The sequence below is a fragment of the Mesorhizobium sp. M0751 genome (assembly GCF_040320265.1).
Classification (GTDB): Bacteria; Pseudomonadota; Alphaproteobacteria; order Rhizobiales; family Rhizobiaceae; genus Mesorhizobium.
This window is the reverse complement of the sequence record NZ_JAMYPH010000004.1, coordinates 216747-237113: the sequence shown is the minus strand read 5'-3', so window position 1 is coordinate 237113 and position 20367 is coordinate 216747. Positions and strand designations below refer to the sequence as shown.

At 63.4% G+C, this 20367-nt stretch carries 20 protein-coding genes; 7 read left to right on the top strand and 13 right to left on the bottom strand.

What is annotated here, in order from left to right; translation table 11 throughout:
* Position 1: 1 nt before the first annotated feature.
* The 4 genes from NKI19_RS08845 to NKI19_RS08830 all read right to left on the bottom strand — a co-directional run bounded on the left by NKI19_RS08845 (position 2) and on the right by NKI19_RS08830 (position 4324).
* Positions 2 to 1099: an ABC transporter ATP-binding protein gene (locus tag NKI19_RS08845; RefSeq protein WP_352488512.1), complete on the bottom strand. Its 1098-nt coding sequence runs from the start codon at positions 1097 to 1099 to the stop codon at positions 2 to 4.
* Between the two features lies 1 nt (position 1100).
* Positions 1101 to 1967, bottom strand: coding sequence for a carbohydrate ABC transporter permease (locus NKI19_RS08840; protein WP_352465970.1), 867 nt, complete (start codon positions 1965 to 1967; stop codon positions 1101 to 1103).
* Positions 1968 to 1969: 2 nt separating this feature from the next.
* Positions 1970 to 2866 (bottom strand): carbohydrate ABC transporter permease, encoded by an 897-nt coding sequence (locus NKI19_RS08835; protein WP_352488513.1) that lies wholly within the window; start codon positions 2864 to 2866, stop codon positions 1970 to 1972.
* A 141-nt stretch (positions 2867 to 3007) separates the two neighbouring features.
* Positions 3008 to 4324 (bottom strand): ABC transporter substrate-binding protein, encoded by a 1317-nt coding sequence (locus NKI19_RS08830; RefSeq protein WP_352488515.1) that lies wholly within the window; start codon positions 4322 to 4324, stop codon positions 3008 to 3010.
* 157 nt (positions 4325 to 4481) lie between these two features.
* On the opposite strand from NKI19_RS08830, the gene NKI19_RS08825 reads away from it, so the two are divergent.
* On the top strand, positions 4482 to 5270 hold the full coding sequence (locus NKI19_RS08825) for an IclR family transcriptional regulator (protein ID WP_352488516.1): 789 nt from the start codon (positions 4482 to 4484) through the stop codon (positions 5268 to 5270).
* A 67-nt stretch (positions 5271 to 5337) separates the two neighbouring features.
* On the top strand, positions 5338 to 6174 hold the full coding sequence (locus tag NKI19_RS08820; RefSeq protein ID WP_352488517.1) for an amidohydrolase family protein: 837 nt from the start codon (positions 5338 to 5340) through the stop codon (positions 6172 to 6174).
* 6 nt (positions 6175 to 6180) lie between these two features.
* Here NKI19_RS08820 and NKI19_RS08815 read toward each other — a convergent pair whose 3' ends face one another.
* Genes NKI19_RS08815 through NKI19_RS08780 form a run of 8 tightly spaced genes read right to left on the bottom strand, consistent with a single transcriptional unit; the run spans position 6181 to position 13718 of the window.
* Positions 6181 to 7146 carry an ABC transporter permease gene (locus NKI19_RS08815; protein ID WP_352488518.1) on the bottom strand — a complete coding sequence of 322 codons (966 nt, stop codon included), beginning with the start codon at positions 7144 to 7146 and terminating at the stop codon, positions 6181 to 6183.
* 5 nt (positions 7147 to 7151) lie between these two features.
* Positions 7152 to 8102, bottom strand: a complete 951-nt coding sequence (locus NKI19_RS08810) for an ABC transporter permease (protein WP_352488520.1) — start codon at positions 8100 to 8102, stop codon at positions 7152 to 7154.
* Positions 8099 to 8842, bottom strand: a complete 744-nt coding sequence (locus NKI19_RS08805; protein ID WP_352488521.1) for an ATP-binding cassette domain-containing protein — start codon at positions 8840 to 8842, stop codon at positions 8099 to 8101. The genes NKI19_RS08810 and NKI19_RS08805 overlap by 4 nt, the downstream gene beginning before the upstream one ends.
* On the bottom strand, positions 8835 to 9572 hold the full coding sequence (locus tag NKI19_RS08800) for an ATP-binding cassette domain-containing protein (protein ID WP_352488523.1): 738 nt from the start codon (positions 9570 to 9572) through the stop codon (positions 8835 to 8837). The genes NKI19_RS08805 and NKI19_RS08800 overlap by 8 nt, the downstream gene beginning before the upstream one ends.
* Positions 9573 to 9629: 57 nt before the next feature.
* Positions 9630 to 10817: an ABC transporter substrate-binding protein gene (locus NKI19_RS08795; RefSeq protein WP_352488525.1), complete on the bottom strand. Its 1188-nt coding sequence runs from the start codon at positions 10815 to 10817 to the stop codon at positions 9630 to 9632.
* A gap of 22 nt (positions 10818 to 10839) precedes the next feature.
* Entirely contained in the window at positions 10840 to 11982 is a 1143-nt protein-coding gene (locus NKI19_RS08790; protein WP_352488586.1) for an extracellular solute-binding protein, read from the bottom strand.
* Between the two features lie 20 nt (positions 11983 to 12002).
* Positions 12003 to 13163, bottom strand: coding sequence for a CaiB/BaiF CoA transferase family protein (locus tag NKI19_RS08785; protein ID WP_352488527.1), 1161 nt, complete (start codon positions 13161 to 13163; stop codon positions 12003 to 12005).
* Positions 13164 to 13166: 3 nt separating this feature from the next.
* Positions 13167 to 13718, bottom strand: coding sequence for a MaoC family dehydratase (locus NKI19_RS08780; protein WP_352488528.1), 552 nt, complete (start codon positions 13716 to 13718; stop codon positions 13167 to 13169).
* A gap of 190 nt (positions 13719 to 13908) precedes the next feature.
* Here NKI19_RS08780 and NKI19_RS08775 point away from each other — a divergent pair, with 190 nt between their 5' ends.
* A complete protein-coding gene (locus NKI19_RS08775) occupies positions 13909 to 15006 on the top strand; it encodes a lactonase family protein (RefSeq protein ID WP_352564806.1) in 1098 nt (365 codons plus the stop codon).
* A gap of 7 nt (positions 15007 to 15013) precedes the next feature.
* Here NKI19_RS08775 and NKI19_RS08770 read toward each other — a convergent pair whose 3' ends face one another.
* On the bottom strand, positions 15014 to 15727 hold the full coding sequence (locus tag NKI19_RS08770; RefSeq protein ID WP_352488530.1) for a GntR family transcriptional regulator: 714 nt from the start codon (positions 15725 to 15727) through the stop codon (positions 15014 to 15016).
* 258 nt (positions 15728 to 15985) lie between these two features.
* Between NKI19_RS08770 and NKI19_RS08765 the strand changes: the two genes are divergently transcribed.
* The 4 genes from NKI19_RS08765 to NKI19_RS08750 all read left to right on the top strand — a co-directional run bounded on the left by NKI19_RS08765 (position 15986) and on the right by NKI19_RS08750 (position 20367).
* On the top strand, positions 15986 to 17074 hold the full coding sequence (locus NKI19_RS08765; protein ID WP_352488532.1) for an ABC transporter ATP-binding protein: 1089 nt from the start codon (positions 15986 to 15988) through the stop codon (positions 17072 to 17074).
* A 35-nt stretch (positions 17075 to 17109) separates the two neighbouring features.
* The gene (locus NKI19_RS08760) at positions 17110 to 18399 is read left to right on the top strand and encodes an ABC transporter substrate-binding protein (RefSeq protein ID WP_352488533.1); all 1290 of its coding nucleotides are present in this window, start codon (positions 17110 to 17112) and stop codon (positions 18397 to 18399) included.
* A 236-nt stretch (positions 18400 to 18635) separates the two neighbouring features.
* Positions 18636 to 19544, top strand: a complete 909-nt coding sequence (locus NKI19_RS08755; protein WP_352488535.1) for an ABC transporter permease — start codon at positions 18636 to 18638, stop codon at positions 19542 to 19544.
* A gap of 4 nt (positions 19545 to 19548) precedes the next feature.
* Entirely contained in the window at positions 19549 to 20367 is an 819-nt protein-coding gene (locus NKI19_RS08750) for an ABC transporter permease (protein WP_352488537.1), read from the top strand.

Here is a 20367-nt window from a genome sequence, read left to right as displayed (position 1 = left end):
TTTAACCTCGCAATGTCTTGCCGGTATCGGCAGAAAACAGATGGGCCTGCGACAGGTCCAGGCTCATCTTGACCCGGTCGCCGGCTTTGAGCGGCTTTGGATTGAGCATCCGAGATACCCAGTCGCTGCCGTTGAATTCGGCGAACACCAGCGTCTCGTTGCCGAGCGGCTCGGTGACGGTCACCGGCAACTCCACCTGGTGGACGTCGACCTCTTCGCCGGAGCTGATGCCGTGTCCGGTCGGATAGATGTCGTCGGGCCTGAGGCCGAACACGACCTTGTCACCAGTCCCGACGTTCGCCTTGAACTGGCTGGGCAGAGGCAATCTCTCGCCGCTGGCGAACAGCAGCTGTCCGTCGTCGACGACCGCCTCATGCAGGTTCATCGGCGGCGAGCCGATGAAGCCGGCGACGAAGCGTGTCTGCGGCCGTCGGAAGACCTCGTCGGGTGTGCCGACCTGCTCGATGAACCCGTCACGCATGATGACGATGCGGTCGGCCAATGTCATCGCTTCGACCTGGTCGTGGGTGACGTAGATCACCGTCGACCGGACCTTGGCATGCAGTTTCTTGATCTCGGTGCGCATCTGCGTTCTCAGCTTGGCGTCGAGATTGGAAAGCGGCTCGTCGAACAGGAAGACGTCGGGATCGCGCACGATGGCGCGGCCCATAGCGACCCGCTGGCGCTGTCCGCCGGACAGTTGCGACGGCCGGCGGTCGAGCAACTGGTCGAGGCCGAGAATGCCGGACGCCTCGGCAACGCGACGGTCCATTTCTTCTTTCGCGGCGCCGGCTATCTTCAGCGAGAAGCCGAGGTTTTCGCGCACCGTCATGTGCGGGTAGAGCGCATAGGACTGGAACACCATCGAGATGTTGCGCGAGCGCGGCGGCAGATCGTTGACCATGCGGCCGCCGATCTCGATGACGCCGTCGCTGATCGCCTCGAGGCCGGCGATCATGCGCAGGGTCGTCGACTTGCCGCAGCCGGACGGCCCGACCAGCGCGATGAACTCGCGGTCGGCGACCTCGAGGTCGATGCCGTGTACCACCGCCACCGGACCGTAGCTCTTGGTGAGTTTCTTGAGCGATACAGTTGCCATGTCAGCCTTTCACCGCGCCGGACGTGAGGCCGCCGACGAGGTGTTTCTGGACGATGAAGGTAAGCGTGAGCGCCGGTATGATCATGACCACGGCCAGCGCGCACATACCGCGCCAGTCGATGGTGAATTCGGCCGTATAGTCGAGCAGGCCGACCGGCAGGGTCTTGGAGTTGATCGAGCGTGTCAGCTGCGAGGCGAGCGCGAATTCGTTCCACGAGGTGAGGAAGGCAAAGATGCCGGCCGAGGCGATGCCGGGGCCGGCGAGCGGAAACTCGACCTGCCAGAAGGCCTGCCAGCGCGTGCAGCCGTCGATCTGCGCGGCTTCGGCGAGATCTTTCGGCACCTGGCGGAAAAAGCCGTCGATCAGCCAGACGGTGAAGGGCACGTTGAGCGCGACATAGACCAGGATCAGCCCAAAATGCGTGTCGATGATGCCGAGCCGCGCAAAGACGAAGAACAGCGGCAGCGACAGCGCAATGCCAGGTACCGTGCGAGTCAGCATCAGGCCGAGGAACATCGCCGACTTGGCGCGGAAGCGGTAGCGCGCAAAGGCATAGCCGCCGGCCATACCGATGACGATGGCGATCACCGTCGAGGTCACCGAGATGATCAGCGAATTGCGGAAGTAGTCGAGCACCGGAATGCCGCCCTGGCCGACGCCGCTGAACATGGCGATGTAGGCGTCGAGCGAGAGTTGCTGCGGGATCCACACCGGCGGCTTGGCCATGATCTCGACAGTCGGCCGCAGCGACGACAGCACGATCCAAATGCCGGGCAGGCAGATGACCAGCATGGCCAGGAACAGTCCGATGCCGTGAACGATGCCGAGCGCTTTGTTGCCGACGCGATGCAGGCTGTTCTGGTCCATCCTCACCACTCCGCCGCGATCTGCGTGCGCGCCGCGGCGAGCTTGCGGTAGAAATAGACGGTGAACAGGATGGACAGCAGGATCGAGAAATAGGCCATGGCATTGGCCATTCCCATCCTGGCGTCGCTGTAGGCGGTGCGGGCGACCAGCGTCCAGACGAGTTCGGTGCGGCCGGCAGGGCCGCCGTCGGTCATGATCTTGACGATGTCATAGGCGCGCGCGACGTCGAGCGAGCGGATGGTCATGGCGATGAAGGCAAACGGCATGATGAACGGCCAGGTGACATAGCGGAATGTCTGCCAAGGCGTACAGCCGTCGACGCGGGCGGCCTCGACCGGTTCGCGCGGCATCGCCAGCAGCCCGGCAAGGATCAGGATCGCGAACACCGAAGTCGACGACCAGATCTCGGCGATCAGGATAGCGATGAAGGCGAGATTGCCGTCGATCAGCCACGGGATGGCGCGGTCGGTCAGGCCGAGCCCCTGCAGGGCGTTGTTCACCAGTCCGATATTGTCGTTGAACATGAATTTGAACTGGAAGCCGACGAGGATCGGCGAAAACATCATCGGAAACATCATGATGGTCCGCAGGATCCGCTGGCCGCGCGATGCCTTCTCCACCAGCAGTGCAAGCCCGAGCCCGATCAGCATTTCCAGGTTGAGCGCCACCGTCAGCAGCACCACGGTGCGGGCAAAGGCGACCCAGAAAGCGCGGCTGGTCAGGATGGCGACGTAGTTGCGCGCGCCGATGAAGACCCAGAACGTCTCCGGCCTGGTCAGCCGGAACGGCGTGAAGCTGGAGTAGAGCGATAGCAGCAACGGCACTACCACCACAGCCGCCAGCACGATCACCGCCGGCAGCAGGAGCAGCAATGGCGGCGAAGGTCTCCAGCCTTTCATGGCGATCCGGTTCTGGTTGGTGCCCGGACACCGTAGGCCGCCATTGGCGAGCCGGGATCAAGACAAAGCGTTTTGCGCATGGTTCGTAAAAAGTTCGGGGGCGCCGCTCTTCGATGAGCGCGGCGCCCCTTGGGAGAATGGTCAAAGCTTGCCGGCGTCTTCAAGAATCTGGGTAGCCTTGGCGGCAGCGTCGTCCAGCGCCTGCTTGGAGGTCTTGTCACCAAGGATGGCGGCCTGCAGTTCGGGATAGACGGCGTTGGAGATTTCGATCCATTGAGGTGTCTGCGGCACGGCAAAAGCGTGCTTTGCCTCTTCCTGGAAAGCCGCCAGCACTTCCTTCTTGTAAGGATCGCTGGCCGCCTGCTGGATGTCCCAGTCCCACACCGCTGTGCGGGTCGGCAGTGGGCCGCTTGCCGCCTCGAGCTTCTGGCTGTCCTCATTGGTCAGGAACCAGACCAGCGACGCTGCAGCTTCCTTGCTGGCGCAGTTTTCGGTGACCGAAAATCCGTGGTGCCCCGACCAGCCGGTGCGAATGCCGGCCGATCCCTTCGGCGCCACCTTCACCCCGACATTGCCGGCGACCTTCGACGACTTCGGATCGTTGAAGAAGCCTGCCCAGCCCGGCCAGTCGAGGTTGATGGCGACGGTGCCTGAGGCAAAGCCCTGGCCGAGATCGTCCCACAGATAGTTGGTGGTGCCGGCCGGCACCGCCTTGGCCTTGTAGAGATTGACGAACCAGTCGAGCGCGTGCACGCCGGCTTCCGAGTTGAAGGCCGGCTTGCCATCCTTGTCGAGGTATTCGCCGCCGTCGGCGATGAGCATCTCGTAAAAGCGGCCGTTGATCGCCTCTTCCTTGCCGGCGAACTGGGTGCCGTAGAAATCGGGCGGGCTGGCGAAGAATTCCGCCTGCTGGGCGACCTCGTCCCAGGTGTCGGGCGGTGTCAGCTCCTTGCCGTACTTGGCCTTGTAGGCGGCCTTCTTGGCTTCGTCCTTGTAGAGGCTCTTCTGGTAATAGAGCGCCGAGACGTCGAACTGCGCGCGCGGCAGCATTACCAGCTTGCCCTCGAGCGTCGAGGCCTTGATCGTCGACGGCACGAAGGCGTCGATCTCCTCCTTCGGCAGCAGCTTGTTGAGATCGGTGTAGATATCAGGATATTGCGGCGCGAAGGACGAGTGGTTCGACCCAACGCACCAGTTGATGCTGCCGGAGGCGATGTCCGACTTGATTTCCTTGTCGAGCTCGAAGTGGTTTTTCTTCGAGATCACGTTGACCTTGGCGCCGGTCAGTTTTTCCCATTCGCCGATGCGCGCGTACAGACCTTCATATTGCTGGCCGCCGATCAGCTTGGCGTCGATGGTGACGCCGTCGAATTTGCCGGGCAGGTCGGCAGCAAGGGCACTCGCACCCAGTGCGAGCAGCGTTACGCCGGCCGACAGGCCGCAAAACAGTTTCGTCATTGGTATCCTCCCAAGAGTCTGCGTCGATCCATAGCGAGGGCTGATCGGCAGCTTCATTCATATACAAACAAAATATTTATAGGATCGTCAAGCCGAAAGTTCTTCCGGAAGCAACCGCTATGCGTATATGAAATGCGAAATTCACTGGAGAAGCCCAATGGCAGAGGACGAGGAAGACGAGCGCTATCGAGCCCCGGCGTTGGACAAGGGGCTCGACATCCTCGAGCTGCTGGCCGGCGTCGATGGCGGCCTGACGCAGGCGGAAATCGCCAAGAAGCTCGACCGCAGCCCGAACGAGTTCTATCGCATGCTGGATCGGCTGGTGCGGCGCGGCTACGTCACGCGGCCGGATGGCGACCGTTACTCGCTGACGCTCAAGCTGTTTGGCCTGGCGCAGCTGCACGCGCCGGTGCGCCGGCTGGCTTCCTATGCGACGCCGCTGATGCGCGAACTGGCCGAAACCACACAGCAGGCAAATCAGCTGGTCGTCTTCGACCGCGGTTCCGCGGTAGTGATCGCACAGCAGGAGGCGCCGGATTACTGGGGCATCTCCATCCGCGTCGGCTCGCATATCAGCCTGTTCGACACCGGGTCCGGCCATGTATTGCTGGCGTTCCGCCCGCCGGAAGAGCGGCAGATGATGATCTCAGAACATCTGCGCAGTACCGACAAGCCGCCGCAGTCGCCGGAATTCTTCGCCCGCCTCGACCAGATCAGGGAACGCGGCTACGAGATGATGGCGTCGATGCAGACGGCCGGCGTGTTCAATCTGTCGACGCCCGTTCTCGGCTCGGACGGCAAGGCAATCGCCGCACTGTCAATTCCCTACATAACCCTGGTCAACGCACCGAAGGCGCCCGACATCACCAGGACGATAGAGCTGTTGCTGGCAGCGACCGAAAAGCTGTCGCAACTGGCGGGATCGACCGTCAAGCAATCGCGATGAATTCTTATTTGAATGAAGAATTTCTCCGTGAGATGATCTCGAAGTCGCCAAGGAGGAGCGCGCCACCATGATCTTCGACACCCATCTGCACCTGATCGACCAATCGGCGCTGCGCTACCCCTGGTTGGCCGGCGTGCCGGCGCTCAACCGCGATTTCTCCTACGACGAATATGCGATCCAGGCCCGCCGCGCAGGCATCGAGGGCGCATTGCACATGGAGGTCGATGTCGATCCAGCCGACATCGAGGCTGAAACCAACCGTGTCAAAGCGCTATCGCGGCAAAAGGGTAGTTTGCTGAGGGGAGCGATTGCCTCCTGCCGTCCGGAAGAGCCCGGCTTTGCCGCCTATCTCGAGCGCCAGCGCGCCGATCCTTTCGTAAGGGGATTTCGCCGCGTGCTGCACGTCATGCCGGATGAACTGTCGGAAGGCGCGCTGTTCCGCGAAAACATCGAGCGGCTAGCCGGCAGCGGCCTGACCTTCGACCTTGTCGTTCTGCCACACCAGATCCCCAAGGCGATTGCACTCGCCGACCTCGCGCCGGACGTGCAGTTCGTGCTCGACCATTGCGGCGTGCCCGATATCAAGGGTGGTGCCGAGCACCCCTGGCGCGAGCACATGGCGGAGATCGCGCGGCGCCCGAATGTCGTCGGCAAAATTTCTGGTGTCGTCGCTTACGCAGATGCCGGATCCTGGACTGTTGATACGCTGCGTCCCTATGTCGAGCACACCATCGAATGCTTCGGCTGGGAACGCGTCGTCTGGGGCAGCGACTGGCCGGTCTGCACGCTTGGCGGCGGGCTTGCGACCTGGATTGCGGCGACGCACGCGCTGCTTGCCGGCGCAAGCGATGACGAACGGCAAAAGCTGTTGTCAGGCAACGCCAGGCGGCTGTGGAGTTTGTAGGCCGGCTCAGATCGTCGCCGACACGTGCCGCTCGCGGCCGTAGAGCGAAACCAGGAGCACGATGACCAGGCCAAGTGCCGCCTGCACGGTCGAGGGCCGGAAGCCGAGCCCGATCAGCAGCGTGTTGATCTCCGTCAGCACCAGCACGCCGGCAATGGTGCCGAAATAGCTGCCGCGGCCACCGACAAGGGCGGCGCCGCCGACCACCACTGCGGCAATCGTCTGGAACAGATAGGGCTGGCCGACATCGCCATAGGCCGAACCGGTGAAGCCGAGCAGCAGCACGCCGGCCGCGGCGGCAAAGAAGGCGCTCGCGGCATAGGTCACGGTCCACATGCCGACCGGATCGATCAGCGCCAGCGGCGCAGCACCTGGATTGCTGCCGAGGGCATAGAGACGGCGGCCGTATGGCGTGCGCGCCAGCACCAGCGCCACCAGCAAGGTCAGCACCGCGACGCATGGCACCAGCCCCGGCACCGGCAGCGGTCCGACCGAACCGCCGATCGAAACGAAGGCGGAAACCGCTGCAGGCGCCGATCCCGATGGAAAGCCGCCGGTCCACAACAGCACGGCGCCTTGCACGATCATGCCGACGCCGAGCGTGACAATCAGCGGGTGGATGTCGAGCCCGCGCGAGATCAGGCCGTTCAGCGCCCCGATCAGTATGGCGAGCGCGACGACGACCGCGCAGACAAGAGCAAAATTCCAACCGCCGCCGTAGAGCTGTGCGGCAACGACATTGGCAAAGCCGATGATGAAGGGGATCGACAGATCGATGCCGCCGAGAATGACGACGAGGGTCTGGCCGATCGATGCCACCGCCAGCAGCGAGGCGATCACCAACAGTGCCCGGATGGCGAAGGGCTGGGAGTAGCCCGGAATGAGCAAGGTGCCAAGGAGATGCAAGGCGACAGCGACGGCAAAGGCACCGGCGACGCGGGCATTGGTGGACTGGAACCAGGTCTGGCGCATGCTTCTCAGCCTTTCCGCCCTGATAGCCGCTCCTGCAGCGCCGTCATGATCACGGCCACAACCAGGATCGCACCATAGGCGATCTGCAGCACATAAGTGGAGACGTTGAAGGCGGTCAGCACGCTCTGCAGCAGGAAGATGTCGATGGCGCCGATCGCGGCCCCGGCGAGCCCGCCGCGCCCGCCGGCAAGGCTGACTCCGCCGAGCGCCACCGCGGCGATCGCGATCAGCGTGTAGGTTGGCCCGATATTGGGGTCGGCCGAGCCGATCAGCGCGGTCAGCATCAGGCCGGCACAGGCGGCGAGAATGCCGGTCATGACATAGGCGATGAAACGCACTTTCGTCACCGGAACGCCCGCCGTGTAGGCGGCGCGGTCGTCGCTGCCCACCGCCATCAGCTGGTCGTAATAAGGCGTCTGCCGCACCAGCCACCAGGACAGGAAGATCAGCGACAGCGGCAGTGCCGACCAGGGTCCGGCCATTGCCTTCAGCCAGCCCGGCGCCGGCCCGATCGGCGCCGGCAGGATGGTCAACGTCATGCCGGTGAGGATCAGATAGGTGCCGAGCGTCGCAACGATCGGCTGGATGCGGACGATGGTCGCCAGAAAGCCGTTGGCGGCGCCGACGATCGCGCCGATCAAAAGCGCCGCCGGCACAATGACCAGCGGCGAAGACATCCCAAGCCTGAGGAACAGCAGCTGGATCACCATTGCGTTGACGAAGCCCATCAATGGCCCGACGGAAATGTCGATGCCGCCGCGCCCGGCGAGGATCACTGGCGCCGAGGCGAGCGCTGCGCCAACCAGCGGCGCGGCGAGCCCGATCAGCGCGCCCCAGGCGGCAGGATGGAAGCGCGCCGGATTGAGCAGCAGATTGACCGCGATCAGGATCACCAACAGCACTGCCGCAAAGCCCGCGCCGCGCCATCGCGCCGCCATGCGCCGCAAGCCGCTCATGCGGCGCGTCCGAACATGGCGGCGATCACCGTATCGCTTTTCATTTCGTCTCCGGTGATTTCAGCCGCCACCTGCTGCTCGCGGAACACCAGCACGCGATGGCAAAGCAGCAAGATCTCCTCGATCTCGCTCGACAGGATGACAAGCGCCATGCCGTCCGCCGCCAGTCCACGAAACACATCGTAGAGGACATGGCGCGTCGCCACGTCGACACCGCGCGTCGGATCATTGAGCAGCAGGATCGCCGGTTCCAGCGCCAGTGCACGGGCCAGCAGCACCTTCTGCTGATTGCCGCCGGAAAGCGTGGTGATCGGGGCGTCCGGCCGTGGCGCGATGATCGACAGTCTGTCCCGGTAGCGCTCATAGCGCTGCCGCCGCGCGGCAAAGCTGAGCAGGCCGAAACGCATATCGCGCGACAGCGTCGAGACGGCAAAATTGTCGAGCACCGATTGGGTCGGAAAAATGCCGGTGGCGCGCCGGTCGCGCGGCAAATAGGCGATGCCGCCGGCGACCGCCTTGCGGAAATTGGTGATCGCGCGCGCTCCGGTGGGCGCCTCGACAGTCACCTCGCCGCCGGCCGGGCGTTCCAGGCCGGCCAGCACTTTCAGGAACCGCTCCTGGCCGTGGCCGTCGAGGCCGGCAAGGCCGACGATCTCGCCCGGCGCAATGGTTTGCGTCATGGGGCTTGCGCCCGGCGCGATCACCAGGCCGCGCACCGAAAGGCTGGCGCAATCAGCCATGCGCCAGCTCCGCCGCCGTGCGTGGCGCCATCGCCCTGAGAAGTTCGGATGCGGTGGACGTGCCGCGTTCCTCGGTCGTCACCACGCTGCCGCCGCGCAGCACGGAAATCCGGTCCGAAAGCGCCATCACCTCGTCCATGCGGTGGGTGATGAACAGGATCAGACAGCCTTCCGAGGCAAGCTTGCGCATCATGGCAAAGACCGCCTCGCGATCGGCAAAGTCGAGCGCCGCCGTAACCTCGTCGAGGATGAGAATGCGCGGGTTGCGGACCACGGCGCGGGCGAGCACCACCAATTGCTGAACCGCAAGCGGCAATTGCCCGGCCAATTGGTCGAGCGGGATCTCGGTCACCGCAAAGCGCTTCAGCACCGCTTGCGCGCGCTGCCGCCGCTCGGCGCGTGGCACGGTGCGCGTCAGCAGGCCGTCGAGGCCGAGCAGGATGTTGTCGGTCACCGAACGGTCAGGCGCGATCAGCACTTCCTGGAACACGGTGGCGAACCCGGCGCCGTGGAAGGCCGCCGGCGAGTGGCCGGTAAAGGGCGCTCCGTCGAGCAGGATCGCGCCGCTGTCCGGCTGCACGATCCCCGACAGCAGCTTGACCAGCGTGCTCTTGCCCGAACCGTTCTCGCCCAGGATGGTGTGGATCGTGCCGGCGCGGAATGCGATGGAGGCATTGGCCAGCGCAATCGTCTCACCGTAGCGTTTCGAGATGGCCTGGACTTCCAGCATGAGCAATCCTGATGGAGAAAGCCGGCACCGCCCCTGCGGAGCCGGCTTTCACTGGTCTTACTTGGCGCAGGCGTCCGGCACCTTAGAATAATCCCAGCCCTTGGTCGGTGCCGGATTGGCGAAGTAGGCATCGAGCCATTCCTCCGGCATCGGATCCTTCGGCGGGACCGGGAAGATCGAGACGGCGTCCGGCGTCATGCAGTCCTTGTACCAGGCACCGAGGTCGGCATTGTGCACCGGCGGAATCGGGATCAGCAGCGTGTTGAGCTTCGGCTTCTGCCCATCCAGCAAGCGCACGCCGACACGAAACAGCGTCTCGGCCGTCCAGTGCGGCAGAACCGCATGGCCTTCGAAGCGGTATTTGTCGGGATTGGCCTTCCAATAGCCGAGCGCATCGCCGGTGATCGAGCCGGTGATCAGCGGGGCAGGGCGGCCGGCCTCGGCAAAGGCCTCGGCAACGACGCGGCTTTCGCTGCCCGTCGTCCACACCGCATCGATCGGCGCCGGATTGGTGGCGATCGCCTGCAGCACCGCCGTCTTGGTGACGTTAGCGGTCCAATTGCCGTTGACGCTGCGCGAGACCTTGAGCTTTGAATTTTCGGCCAGGGCCTTGTCGGCACCCTGGCGCTCCTGCACGACGATCGGGTGACCGGCAATCCCTTCGACCAGAAGCACGCTGCCGCCGTCCGGCATTGCCTTGCCGATCGCGGTCATCATGTCATAGCCCCAGCGCGCATAGTTGGAATCGACGTTGATCGCATTCGGGCTGGTCACTGACCCAGCTGCCGTGATGAAGGGGATGCCGGCTTTGGCTGCGGCATCGATGGCATCGTCCAGCGCCGTCGCCGAGCCGGGGATCGAGGTGATGATTGAGCATTTCTTGTCGATGAAGGCGCGGATCTGGTTGATCTGCTGACTGGCGTCGTTGTTGGAATCCGACACCTCGAAGCTCGCCACGGTGCCGTCGGCGATCAGGCCGTCGACCAGCCGCTTCAACTCCTTGGTGACGGTGACGCGCCACGGATTGCCCTGGTAGGACTCAGAGTGGCACCATTTCCATGGCTTTGGCGGCGGCGTGAAATTATCCCAGGCCGACGGCAGCACCTTCTGAGGCGCGCCGTCATATTGCGCCTTCAGTTCGGTCGGCAATCCAGCAATCACGCCCGAAACGTCTTGAGCGCAGGCTATGGTCGTGACCGATGCAAGTGCGGTTGCGGCCATAAGGCCGCGGATCAGGCTGTTCATGTTCTCCTCCGTTCGCTTGTTTTCAGGCTCCTCCGCCGGCAACGCCGGACACCTGCGTCGAAAGGCTCTCCCGAAACAGGCGATTGAGATCGGCAACGACGCGAGCCGCATTGTGCCTTTCGCTCAGGCCGAGATTGATGCGATCGGACGCCGCCTGCTGGAACGCCATGTAGCCGTCGTGCCGCGGCCTGACCCAGGCACCTTCGAGCGTGGTTCGGGTGTTCTTGTAGAAATTGCCGGCGGCGGCATTGACGGCGGCATCCTCCCAGGCCGCGGCGTGGCCGGGCTGGCCGCCGGCCAAGGCGTAGGGGCCGCGCTGCACGTCGCCGCTGGCGATCCAGTAGGCGAAGTCGATTGCCTTCTGCCTCGCCTTCGAAAAGGCCGACACGGCGATGCCGGTCCCGCCGAGCGCCGAGCCTTTGGGGCCGGCATTGCCCGCGGCCGGGATATCCGCGAAAGCCAGGCGGTTGGGTCGAAACCCTGCAATGGCATAGGAGACGTAGCCATAGATCAGCGGCGCGCAGGCGATCCGTGATCCCGATCCGGCCATTTGGTCCAGAACCGCGATCGGATCCATGCCAAGACAGGCCGGGTCGACGAGGGCTGCGATCTCGCGCATCATCTCGAAGACCTGCTTGCCCGTTGCCGGATCGACATGGTCGCCAGGGCCTTCGCCGGCCGGCCGGCCGAGATTGCCGGCAAGCGTGTAGAACACCATCAGCGCATGCGGCGGCCTCAGCGGCAACAACACACGGCCTTGCCGCGCCAGATCGAGCGCATCGGCCCAGCTCGCCGGCGCAGCCGAAAGCATGTCGGGCCGCCATGCCTGCACCTGGCTCGCCGCGTCGATCGGAAACGCCCACTGCCGGCCTTGCCAGTTGTAGCTCGGAAAGGACCGGCCGACACTGCCCGCCGCAAGTGCCGCGCGTTCGGCTTCCCGGCCGGCGACATCGAGCGGCGTCAGGCAGCTCTCGGCGGTGATCTGGCCGACATGCGGATGGTCGATGACGATCAGGTCGTAGGCACGAGCCAGTTCCTCGACCGGGAAGGATTCGAAATCCTGCAGCGAGCGCTTGTCCCATTCGATTGCGACGCCGGTCCGTTCCTTCCACAGCGCCGAACAGGCGACCATCGGGTCATAGCCGCGCGGATGGCTCCAGGTCATGCCTTTGAGCGTGACGTCGCTCACAGCCCGAACTCCGCGCGGATCTTTGCGCTGTGCTCGCCGATGCGCGGCGCGGCCCGCTCGACCTTGGCGCGGATGCCGTCGACCCTGAGCGGCGAGCGCGTCGTGAGGATCGAAACGTCATCCTCGCGCGTCACCGTCTGCAGCATGTCGAGGACCTGGAAGCCTTCGCTGGCCATCATCTCCGGCCATGTCAAAACCTTGGCGCACCAGATGTCGGCAGGCTCGAGAATGCCGAGCCACTCCTCGACCGTCATGGTCGCGATCTTTTGCGCGATGATCGCCTTGATCTCGTCGCGGGCGGTGAACCAGGTCGACGGCTGGTCGCGGTAGGGCGCAAGTTCCTCGAGCCCGAGGAGATCGGCGAGTTTCGAGATCGGTGTCATCGCGATCGCCAGATAGCCGTCCTTGGCCGGATAGACGCCGTAGGGCGCCGACAGATAGGCGTGCGCGCTGCGGAAGGCTGACCGCCGCGGCAGCCGGCGCCCGTCATTGAGATGCGTGGTCAGCACCTCGAACTGGAAGTCGACCAGCGCTTCGAGCAGGCTGGTCTCGACATGGCTGCCCTTGCCGGTCACGCCGCGCCGCACCAGTGCCGCAAGAATGCCTTGCGCGGCGGCGGAACCCGCCAGCATGTCGGCGATCGCCAGCCCGAAGGGCACCGGCCCCTGGTCCTCGTCGCCGTTCAGCCACATCACGCCGGAGCGGGCCTGCGCCAGCAGATCCTGCCCGGGTCGCTTGACCCACGGGCCTTCCTCGCCGTAGCCGCTGATCGAGGCATAGACCAGGCGCGGATTGATCTTGCGCACCGCCTCGTAGTCGAAGCCCAGACGTTCGATGACGCCGGGTCTGAAATTCTGGATCAGCACGTCGGCCTTGGCCAGCAGGCCGCGCAGTGCCGCAAGATCGGCCTCGTCCTTCAGGTCGATGGCAAAGCTTTCCTTGGCGCGGTTGATCGCGTGGAAAATAGTGGAATCGCCGCCGATCTCGGTGTCGCTGAGATAGAGCCGGCGCGACAGGTCGCCGCCATCCGGCCGTTCGATCTTGATGACGCGGGCGCCGAGGTCGAGCAGTCTGAGCGAGCAGTAAGGCCCCGACAAGAACTGGCTCATATCGACAACGATGAGCCCGGTCAGCGGCAGTTCGGCAATGGCAGCCATTGCCTATTTCTCCGTCTTGCCGGCGAAATCGGCCGGATTGCGGTACTTAACCGTCTGCAGGTGCTCGCAATAAAGCACGAGCTCGCCTTGGCCCTTGAAGACTTCATAGCTGGCGCGGATCAGCCCCATTTCCTTGTATTTTGGCTTCTTGTCGAGGTTGGAGCGGATCGAATAAATCGTGTCGCCGATGAACACCGGCTTGATGAAGCGCAATTTGTCGTAGCCATAAGAAAAGGCGTTGATGCAGTTGGTGGCGACCAGCCCGAGCCCGGCCGAGAACACGAAGGCCCCGGCGACCAGCCGCTTGCCGAAAATGCCTTCCGTTTCGGCGAACATCTGGTCCTGCACGTATGGATGGATATCGAGTACCAGCGTGTTGAAGAGATGGCTGTCGCCCTCGGCAATGGTCCGGCGCAGCGAGCGGATCTTCTGGCCGACCGGCCAGTCTTCGTAGAACCAGTTCTCCGCGTTCCAGACGGGAAGGTCGGCGTGTTCCTTCGGCATATTGGCGGGGTGTGTCGATGCCACGCCCACGGTTGGCGCGAAACCGCTCATGACGGCTTCCCCGGGCAGCGGGAATCGTCCATCAGGGCGCGCCGCAGACCAGCGAAATGCATGATCGATCCTCCCGTCAATCTTCTTTTGTGAATAGTATTTTCACATATGGGGTTGTGTTGCAAGCGAGTCTCGGCGAAATTTTGCCTGCTCCGTCGCGGCCAATGCCGGCGGAACAAGGGAGGAAGTGATGCAGAATGCCTGTCTGGTTTTCGTCGGCAGCCTCAATCGCGACGCCCCGTATTTTCAAGGCGCGCGCGGTGTCGGGTTGGGTGTTTACAGTTTTGACGAGGGGACGCTGGAGACGAAGAAACTGGCCGAGACGGAAGACATCGACAATCCGACCTTCCTGTCGGTGACGCTGGACGGCTCCCACGTCTACGCCAATTCCGAAGTGTTCACCTGGCGCGAAGGCGTGGTCTCGGCTTACCGCTTCGACAGGCAGACCGCCACGCTGTCCTACATCAACAAGCAGCCGACGCTGGGCAGCATCACGGCGTACAACACCATCACGCGCGACCGGACGAAGCTGCTGGTCGCCAATTACGGCATGGGCGAGGGCGGCCCCGATCGCTCGGTCGTGGTCTTGGGGCTGCGCGACGATGGGGGCCTGACAGCGCCGTTGTCGAGCGTCGCCCACAGCGGGACCGGACCAGACCTCGCCCGCCAGGAGCGGCCGCATGCCCACAGCGTAACCGAGACGGTTGCCGGCGGCATGGCGATCGTCGCCGACCTCGGCATCGACCGGCTGGTGTCCTATCGGATCGGCTCAGACGGCAGCCTGACCAAACTGGCCGAGTCGGCGCTTGCGCCAGGCGCAGGTCCGCGCCATCTCGCACTGCATCCGGGCGGCCGCTTCGTGTTCGTCATGAACGAGCTGGATTCGACGGTCGTCTCGCTGGCGCTGGATGAAGCATCAGGCAAGCTTACGGTGATCGACAGCAAACCGGCCGTGCCGCCCGAGGCGCGCGACGGCAATCATTGCGCCGACATCCAGATTTCGCCCGACGGCCGCTTCCTCTATGGCTCCAACCGCGGCCATGACAGCATCGTGGTGTTTTCGGTCGACCAGCAAACCGGCAGGCTTGCCCTCGTCGACTATACGCCTTGCGGCGGCGCCACGCCGCGCAATCTGGCACTGACGCCCTCGGGCGGCCATCTGTTCTCGGCCAACCAGAATGCCGACCGCATCTCGATCTTCGCCCGTGATGCCGCAACCGGCCGGCTGACCGACACCGGCCGATCCATCGACATTGGTACGCCGATGTGCGTGAGGATCGTGCGTTGACGTGATCTCAGAACTCGAGCGCCTGCCTGAGTGCCGGGCCGCTCCTGACGCGCAGATCGAGGTCGGCCTCGATATGGTCGATGTGGTGCAGCATCAGCGCGCTGGCGCGTTCGGCATTGCCGTTCTCCAGCGCCTCGAGGATCTGCGTGTGTTCGTTGTGGCCGCAGCTCGAGATACCCGAGCGGCCATAGAGTGCTATCACCAGCGATGACCGAGCGACCAATTCCTCCATGAAACGCTGCAGGATGACGTTTCCCGCGACCGACGCCAGAAGCAGGTGAAAATCCCCCGACGCCTTGATCTCCGATCGCCTTGCGTTTGGTCCGCGTTCGGCGATGAAACGGCCTTCTTCGTCGAGCTGGGCCTTGAACGCCTCGATATGCCCCGGCGTCATCCGTCCGGCGGCGGCAATCGCGATGCCTGGTTCGATGAGCCGGCGCGAAGCAAAGACCTGCCGCGCTTCCTCCGGCGACGGATTAGCCACGAAGGCGCCGCGATTGCGCTCGGTGCGCACCAATCCCTCGAAGGAAAGCATCTGCAGTGCCGCACGCGCCACGGTGCGGCTGACATCGAACAGCGTGCCGACTTCGCCTTCGGAAAGCTTGGTTCCCGGCGCCAGCCGGCGATCGACGATCGCATCGCGCAACTGGTCGCGGATCGCCTGCGCGCGATCCTCGTTGGCGGCCTCGATAGCAGGGAAAGTCTGGTCGGCAATGTTCATGGCGGTGATCCTGCGTACTTCTACCCTGAATCGCATCGCTTGGACGAGAGACAAAGTGAATACAGGGATTAAAAAGATTGCATACGATTTTTGCGAGGATCGGCGGCAATCGCCTATAATTTGTGCATTGCACAAGGATGCCGTATCGGCAGCCACGTAGATACAGCCCCGATTTCTTCGAGGATTCAGTCGGTTGGTGCGGCGGCGCGCAACTGGCACGCATGATGCTTTGGCTAATCCGACCAAAGGGGAAGCTGGATGTCCAAAGCCGCCGAAATCGACATTGTGTCCGTTTCGAAAGTCTATGGCGCGACGACTGCCGTCGAAGGCATCAGCCTGAAAATCCCTGCGGGGACCTATTGCTGCCTGCTCGGTCCGTCCGGCTGTGGCAAGACCTCGACGCTGCGCATGATCGCCGGGCACGAGAGCATATCGAGCGGCGATGTGCGGCTCGGCAACACAGTGGTTACCGACCTGCCGCCGGCCAGGCGCGGCACTGCCATGATGTTCCAGTCCTACGCACTGTTTCCGCATCTCGACCTGATCGACAATGTCGCGTTCAGCCTGAAGATGAAAGGCGTGGGCAAGGAGGAGCGCCGCGCCAAGGCACTCGACATGCTGAAGCTGATGCAGATGGAGGCCTATGCCAGCCGTCGTCCGGCGCAGCTTTCGGGCGGCCAACAGCAACGCGTTGCTCTCGCCCGCGCACTGATCACCGATCCCGAGGCGCTGTTGCTCGACGAACCGCTATCGGCGCTCGATCCGTTCCTGAAAATCCGCATGCGGGCCGAACTGAAGAAGCTGCAGACGTCGCTCGGCATCACTTTCGTCCACGTCACTCACAGCCAGGAAGAGGCGATGGCGCTGGCCGACCTGATCGTGGTGATGAACGACGGCCGTATCGAGCAGGCGGCGCACCCCCGCATCGTGTTCGAGCGGCCGGCCACTGCCTTCGTCGCCCGTTTCATGGGCGACCACAATGTCATCTCCGGCCGCGTCACCGGCAGTCGCGACGGCATGGTCGTTTTCGATGTGTCCGGCGGCGTCACGCTCGCCGCCAGCGGGCAGGGCAGGGAGACCGGGGAGCCCATCGATATCGCCATTCGCACGGACCACGTGCGCATCGGCGAGCCGCCGGCAGCCGGGCTCGGCTTCACCGGCATCGTTTCAAACGTCGAGTACCGCGGTTCGACCGTGAAGCTCTCGGTCAATGGCGCCGGCATCGACGATTTCACGGTGATCGTCGACGACACCAGCTTCTTCGCCAGGCCGGTTGCCGTCGGCGACGCCGTGCAGATCGCCTGGGACGCTGAGGACGCGATCGTCCTTGGCCGTCTCCATTCCTGAATCCAGCATAACCAACCAAAACAGGGGAACTGAACATGACCAAGACCACCGACAAGAAGACTGGAATATCGCGACGTTCGCTGCTCAAGACAGGTGCCGCCGCCGTCGGTTTTGCCGCCGGTTCCGGCGCCATATCGGGCTTTCCGACCATCTGGGCGCAATCGAACATCACGCTGCGCCAGTTCGGCACCGGCGTGTCTAACCTCAATGCCATCGCCGACAAGTGCAAAGCCGATCTCGGCATCACGCTGGAGATGACGGCAACCGATTCCGACGCCGCCGCGCAGCGCGCCGTGACGCAGCCCGACAGCTACGACATCGCCGACATCGAATACTGGATCTGCAAGAAGGTGTTTCCGACAGGCGTCCTGCAGCCGATGGATGTCACCAAGCTGAAATACTACGACGAGCTGGTGCCGCTGTTCAAAACCGGCAAGCTGACGCCGGACAGCGTCATCGCCCAGGGCACCGCGCCGCACACGGTCGGTTACGTCGAGGCGCAGGACAGCAAGGCCTTCGCCAAGGCGCCGACCAATTGGTTCACCATGGTGCCGACGATCTACAATGCCGATACGCTCGGTATCCGCCCCGACCTCGTCGGCCGCGATATCACCACCTGGGCCGACATCATGGATCCGGCCTTCAAGGGCAAGACCGCCATCCTCAACATCCCATCGATCGGCATCATGGATGCGGCGATGATCATGGAAGCCACCGGCAATATCAAGTATGCCGACAAGGGCAACATGACCAAGGAGGAGATCGACAAGACGATCGATTTCCTCATCAAGGCCAAGGAGGACGGCCAGTTCCGCGCCTTCTGGAAATCCTTCGACGAGAGCGTCAACCTGATGGCTTCAGGTGAAGTGGTGATCCAGTCGATGTGGTCGCCGGCCGTGGCCGCGGTCCGCTCCAAGGGCATCGCGTGCCGGTTCCAGCCGCTCAAGGAAGGCTACCGCTCCTGGGGTGGCGGGCTTGGCCTGGCAGCCCACCTCTCCGGCGCCGAACTCGATGCCGCCTATGAATACATCAACTGGTACACGTCCGGCTGGGTTGGCGGCTATCTCAACCGCCAGGGCTACTACTCGGCCAACATGGTGTCGGCCAAGAAGTTCATGTCGGAGGACGAGTGGGGCTACTGGATCGAAGGCAAGCCGGCAAAGGGCGATATCCTGTCGCCGGACGGCAAGGTCATGGAAAAAGCAGGCGCCGTGCGTGACGGCGGCTCGTTCGAAGAGCGCATGGGCAAGGTCGCCTGTTGGAACTCGGTCATGGACGAGGACCGCTACATGGTGAAGCGCTGGAACGAGTTCATCGCTGCTTGATGCCAGGCGATAACTGAGATGTTGCATTCCTTCGCGCCCCCCTCTGTCCTGCCGGACATCTCCCCCACAAGCAGGGAGATCGGCTGTGGCTTTCTTCAGCACTCTTCGTCATACGGCGATGATTGGCGAAGGCCGGCTTGCAAGCCAATCTCCCCCCTTGTGGGGGAGATGTCCGGCAGGACAGAGGGGGGCGCGAAGGATCACAGCCCGGCAAAATACCACCGAGGCTGTTCCAGATGACAGTGGCACTCGATCAGCCCGCAACCATTGCCACAAAGCCGGCCAGACGTAAGCGCTCCTTTGCCGGCCTCGCACCCTATCTCCAGGCGGCACCGCTGGCGCTGATCCTCGGCGCGTTTCTCCTGCTGCCGATCCTGATGATCGCCGTGGTCTCATTCTGGGACTACGATTTCGCGGCGATGTACCCGGATTTCCTGACCACCAACTACGCCGACACGCTCGGCTCCTGGGTCACCTGGAAGACCTATCTGAACACGCTGAAATACGCCGCCATCGTTTGGGCGCTGACGCTGTTCATCGGTTTCTGGGTCGCCTATTTCCTCGCCTTCCATATCAGGACCACGGCCATGCAGATGGTGCTGTTCCTTGTCTGCACGGTGCCGTTCCTGACCTCCAACATCATCCGCATGATCTCGTGGATTCCGGTGCTTGGCCGCAACGGCCTGGTCAACTCGACGCTGGTGCAGATGGGGCTGCTCCCGAAGCCGATCGAATGGCTGCTCTATTCCGAATTCGCCGTGGTGCTGGCCATGGTGCATCTCTACACGCTGTTCATGGTGACGCCGATCTTCAACACGCTGATCCGCATCGACAAGTCGCTGATCGAGGCCGCGCGTGATGCCGGCGCTTCCGGCTGGCAGGTCCTGTGGAACGTCGTCATCCCGCTTGCCAAGCCCGGCATGGCGATCGGCACCATCTTCGTCGTCACCCTGGTGATGGCCGAGTTTTCGACGGTGCAGGTGATGTCCGGCGGCCAGAGCGCCTCCGTCGCGCTGATGATGAAGAACCAGATGTCGCTGCTGCAGTATCCGGCGGCCGCTGCCAACGCGGTCGTGCTGCTGGTACTGGTCCTGCTGATGGTCGCGGGCATCCTGCGCATCGTCGACATTCGCAAGGAGCTGTGAGATTTTGAGTCACGACAAGCGGACCCTCGAATTCTATGTGCTGGCGGCGTTCTTTGCGCTTTTCGTGCTGTTCCTCTACGGCCCGCTTTCGGCGATCCTGATCCTCTCCTTCCAGGGCGAGAATGGCGGCCTGACATTTCCGCTGAACGGCGTCTCGCTGCACTGGTTCGCCAATTTGTTCGAGCGCCAGGCGGTCGGCGACTTCGGCGGCAGTTTCAAACGCTCGCTCGTCCTTGGCCTGATGGTGATGGTGGTGACTGTCGCCGTGTCGCTGCTCGCCGGCCTTGCCTTCCGGCAGAAATTTCGCGGCGCAACCGCACTGTTTTATCTGGCCGTCGCCAGCCTCGTAGTGCCCTCGATCATCATCAGCCTTGGCATCGGCGTTGTCTTTCAGCAGATCGGCTTTCGTCCCGCCTGGTACACCTCTGCTTTCGGCGCCCATCTGACCTGGACGCTGCCTTTCGGCGTGCTGATCATGTTTGCTGTCTTCAACCGGTTCTCGCCGGCCTACGAGGAAGCCGCGCGGGATCTCGGAGCATCATCCTGGCAAACCTTCGCACATGTCGTCCTGCCGATGATCGCGCCCAGCCTGATCGGCGTTGGCCTGTTTGGTTTCACTTTGTCTTATGACGAGTTCGCCCGCACGCTGATGACCTCGGGCACGTTCAACACGCTGCCGCTGGAAATCTACGGCATGACGACCAATGTGACGACACCGGTGCTCTATGCGCTGGGCACCGTGACGACCATATTTTCCTTCCTGGTGATCCTGCTGACGCTCGGCGCGATCGTCTATGTCGGCCGCCGCCGCGAGCGTGCCTGA

Coding starts and splice junctions, on each gene's coding strand:
- NKI19_RS08845 (WP_352488512.1), bottom strand. CDS start 1,099: ATGGCAACTGTATCGCTCAAGAAACTCACCAAGAGCTACGGTCCGGTG.
- NKI19_RS08840 (WP_352465970.1), bottom strand. CDS start 1,967: ATGGACCAGAACAGCCTGCATCGCGTCGGCAACAAAGCGCTCGGCATC.
- NKI19_RS08835 (WP_352488513.1), bottom strand. CDS start 2,866: ATGAAAGGCTGGAGACCTTCGCCGCCATTGCTGCTCCTGCTGCCGGCG.
- NKI19_RS08830 (WP_352488515.1), bottom strand. CDS start 4,324: ATGACGAAACTGTTTTGCGGCCTGTCGGCCGGCGTAACGCTGCTCGCA.
- NKI19_RS08825 (WP_352488516.1), top strand. CDS start 4,482: ATGGCAGAGGACGAGGAAGACGAGCGCTATCGAGCCCCGGCGTTGGAC.
- NKI19_RS08820 (WP_352488517.1), top strand. CDS start 5,338: ATGATCTTCGACACCCATCTGCACCTGATCGACCAATCGGCGCTGCGC.
- NKI19_RS08815 (WP_352488518.1), bottom strand. CDS start 7,146: ATGCGCCAGACCTGGTTCCAGTCCACCAATGCCCGCGTCGCCGGTGCC.
- NKI19_RS08810 (WP_352488520.1), bottom strand. CDS start 8,102: ATGAGCGGCTTGCGGCGCATGGCGGCGCGATGGCGCGGCGCGGGCTTT.
- NKI19_RS08805 (WP_352488521.1), bottom strand. CDS start 8,842: ATGGCTGATTGCGCCAGCCTTTCGGTGCGCGGCCTGGTGATCGCGCCG.
- NKI19_RS08800 (WP_352488523.1), bottom strand. CDS start 9,572: ATGCTGGAAGTCCAGGCCATCTCGAAACGCTACGGTGAGACGATTGCG.
- NKI19_RS08795 (WP_352488525.1), bottom strand. CDS start 10,817: ATGAACAGCCTGATCCGCGGCCTTATGGCCGCAACCGCACTTGCATCG.
- NKI19_RS08790 (WP_352488586.1), bottom strand. CDS start 11,982: ATGACCTGGAGCCATCCGCGCGGCTATGACCCGATGGTCGCCTGTTCG.
- NKI19_RS08785 (WP_352488527.1), bottom strand. CDS start 13,163: ATGGCTGCCATTGCCGAACTGCCGCTGACCGGGCTCATCGTTGTCGAT.
- NKI19_RS08780 (WP_352488528.1), bottom strand. CDS start 13,718: ATGAGCGGTTTCGCGCCAACCGTGGGCGTGGCATCGACACACCCCGCC.
- NKI19_RS08775 (WP_352564806.1), top strand. CDS start 13,909: ATGCAGAATGCCTGTCTGGTTTTCGTCGGCAGCCTCAATCGCGACGCC.
- NKI19_RS08770 (WP_352488530.1), bottom strand. CDS start 15,727: ATGAACATTGCCGACCAGACTTTCCCTGCTATCGAGGCCGCCAACGAG.
- NKI19_RS08765 (WP_352488532.1), top strand. CDS start 15,986: ATGTCCAAAGCCGCCGAAATCGACATTGTGTCCGTTTCGAAAGTCTAT.
- NKI19_RS08760 (WP_352488533.1), top strand. CDS start 17,110: ATGACCAAGACCACCGACAAGAAGACTGGAATATCGCGACGTTCGCTG.
- NKI19_RS08755 (WP_352488535.1), top strand. CDS start 18,636: ATGACAGTGGCACTCGATCAGCCCGCAACCATTGCCACAAAGCCGGCC.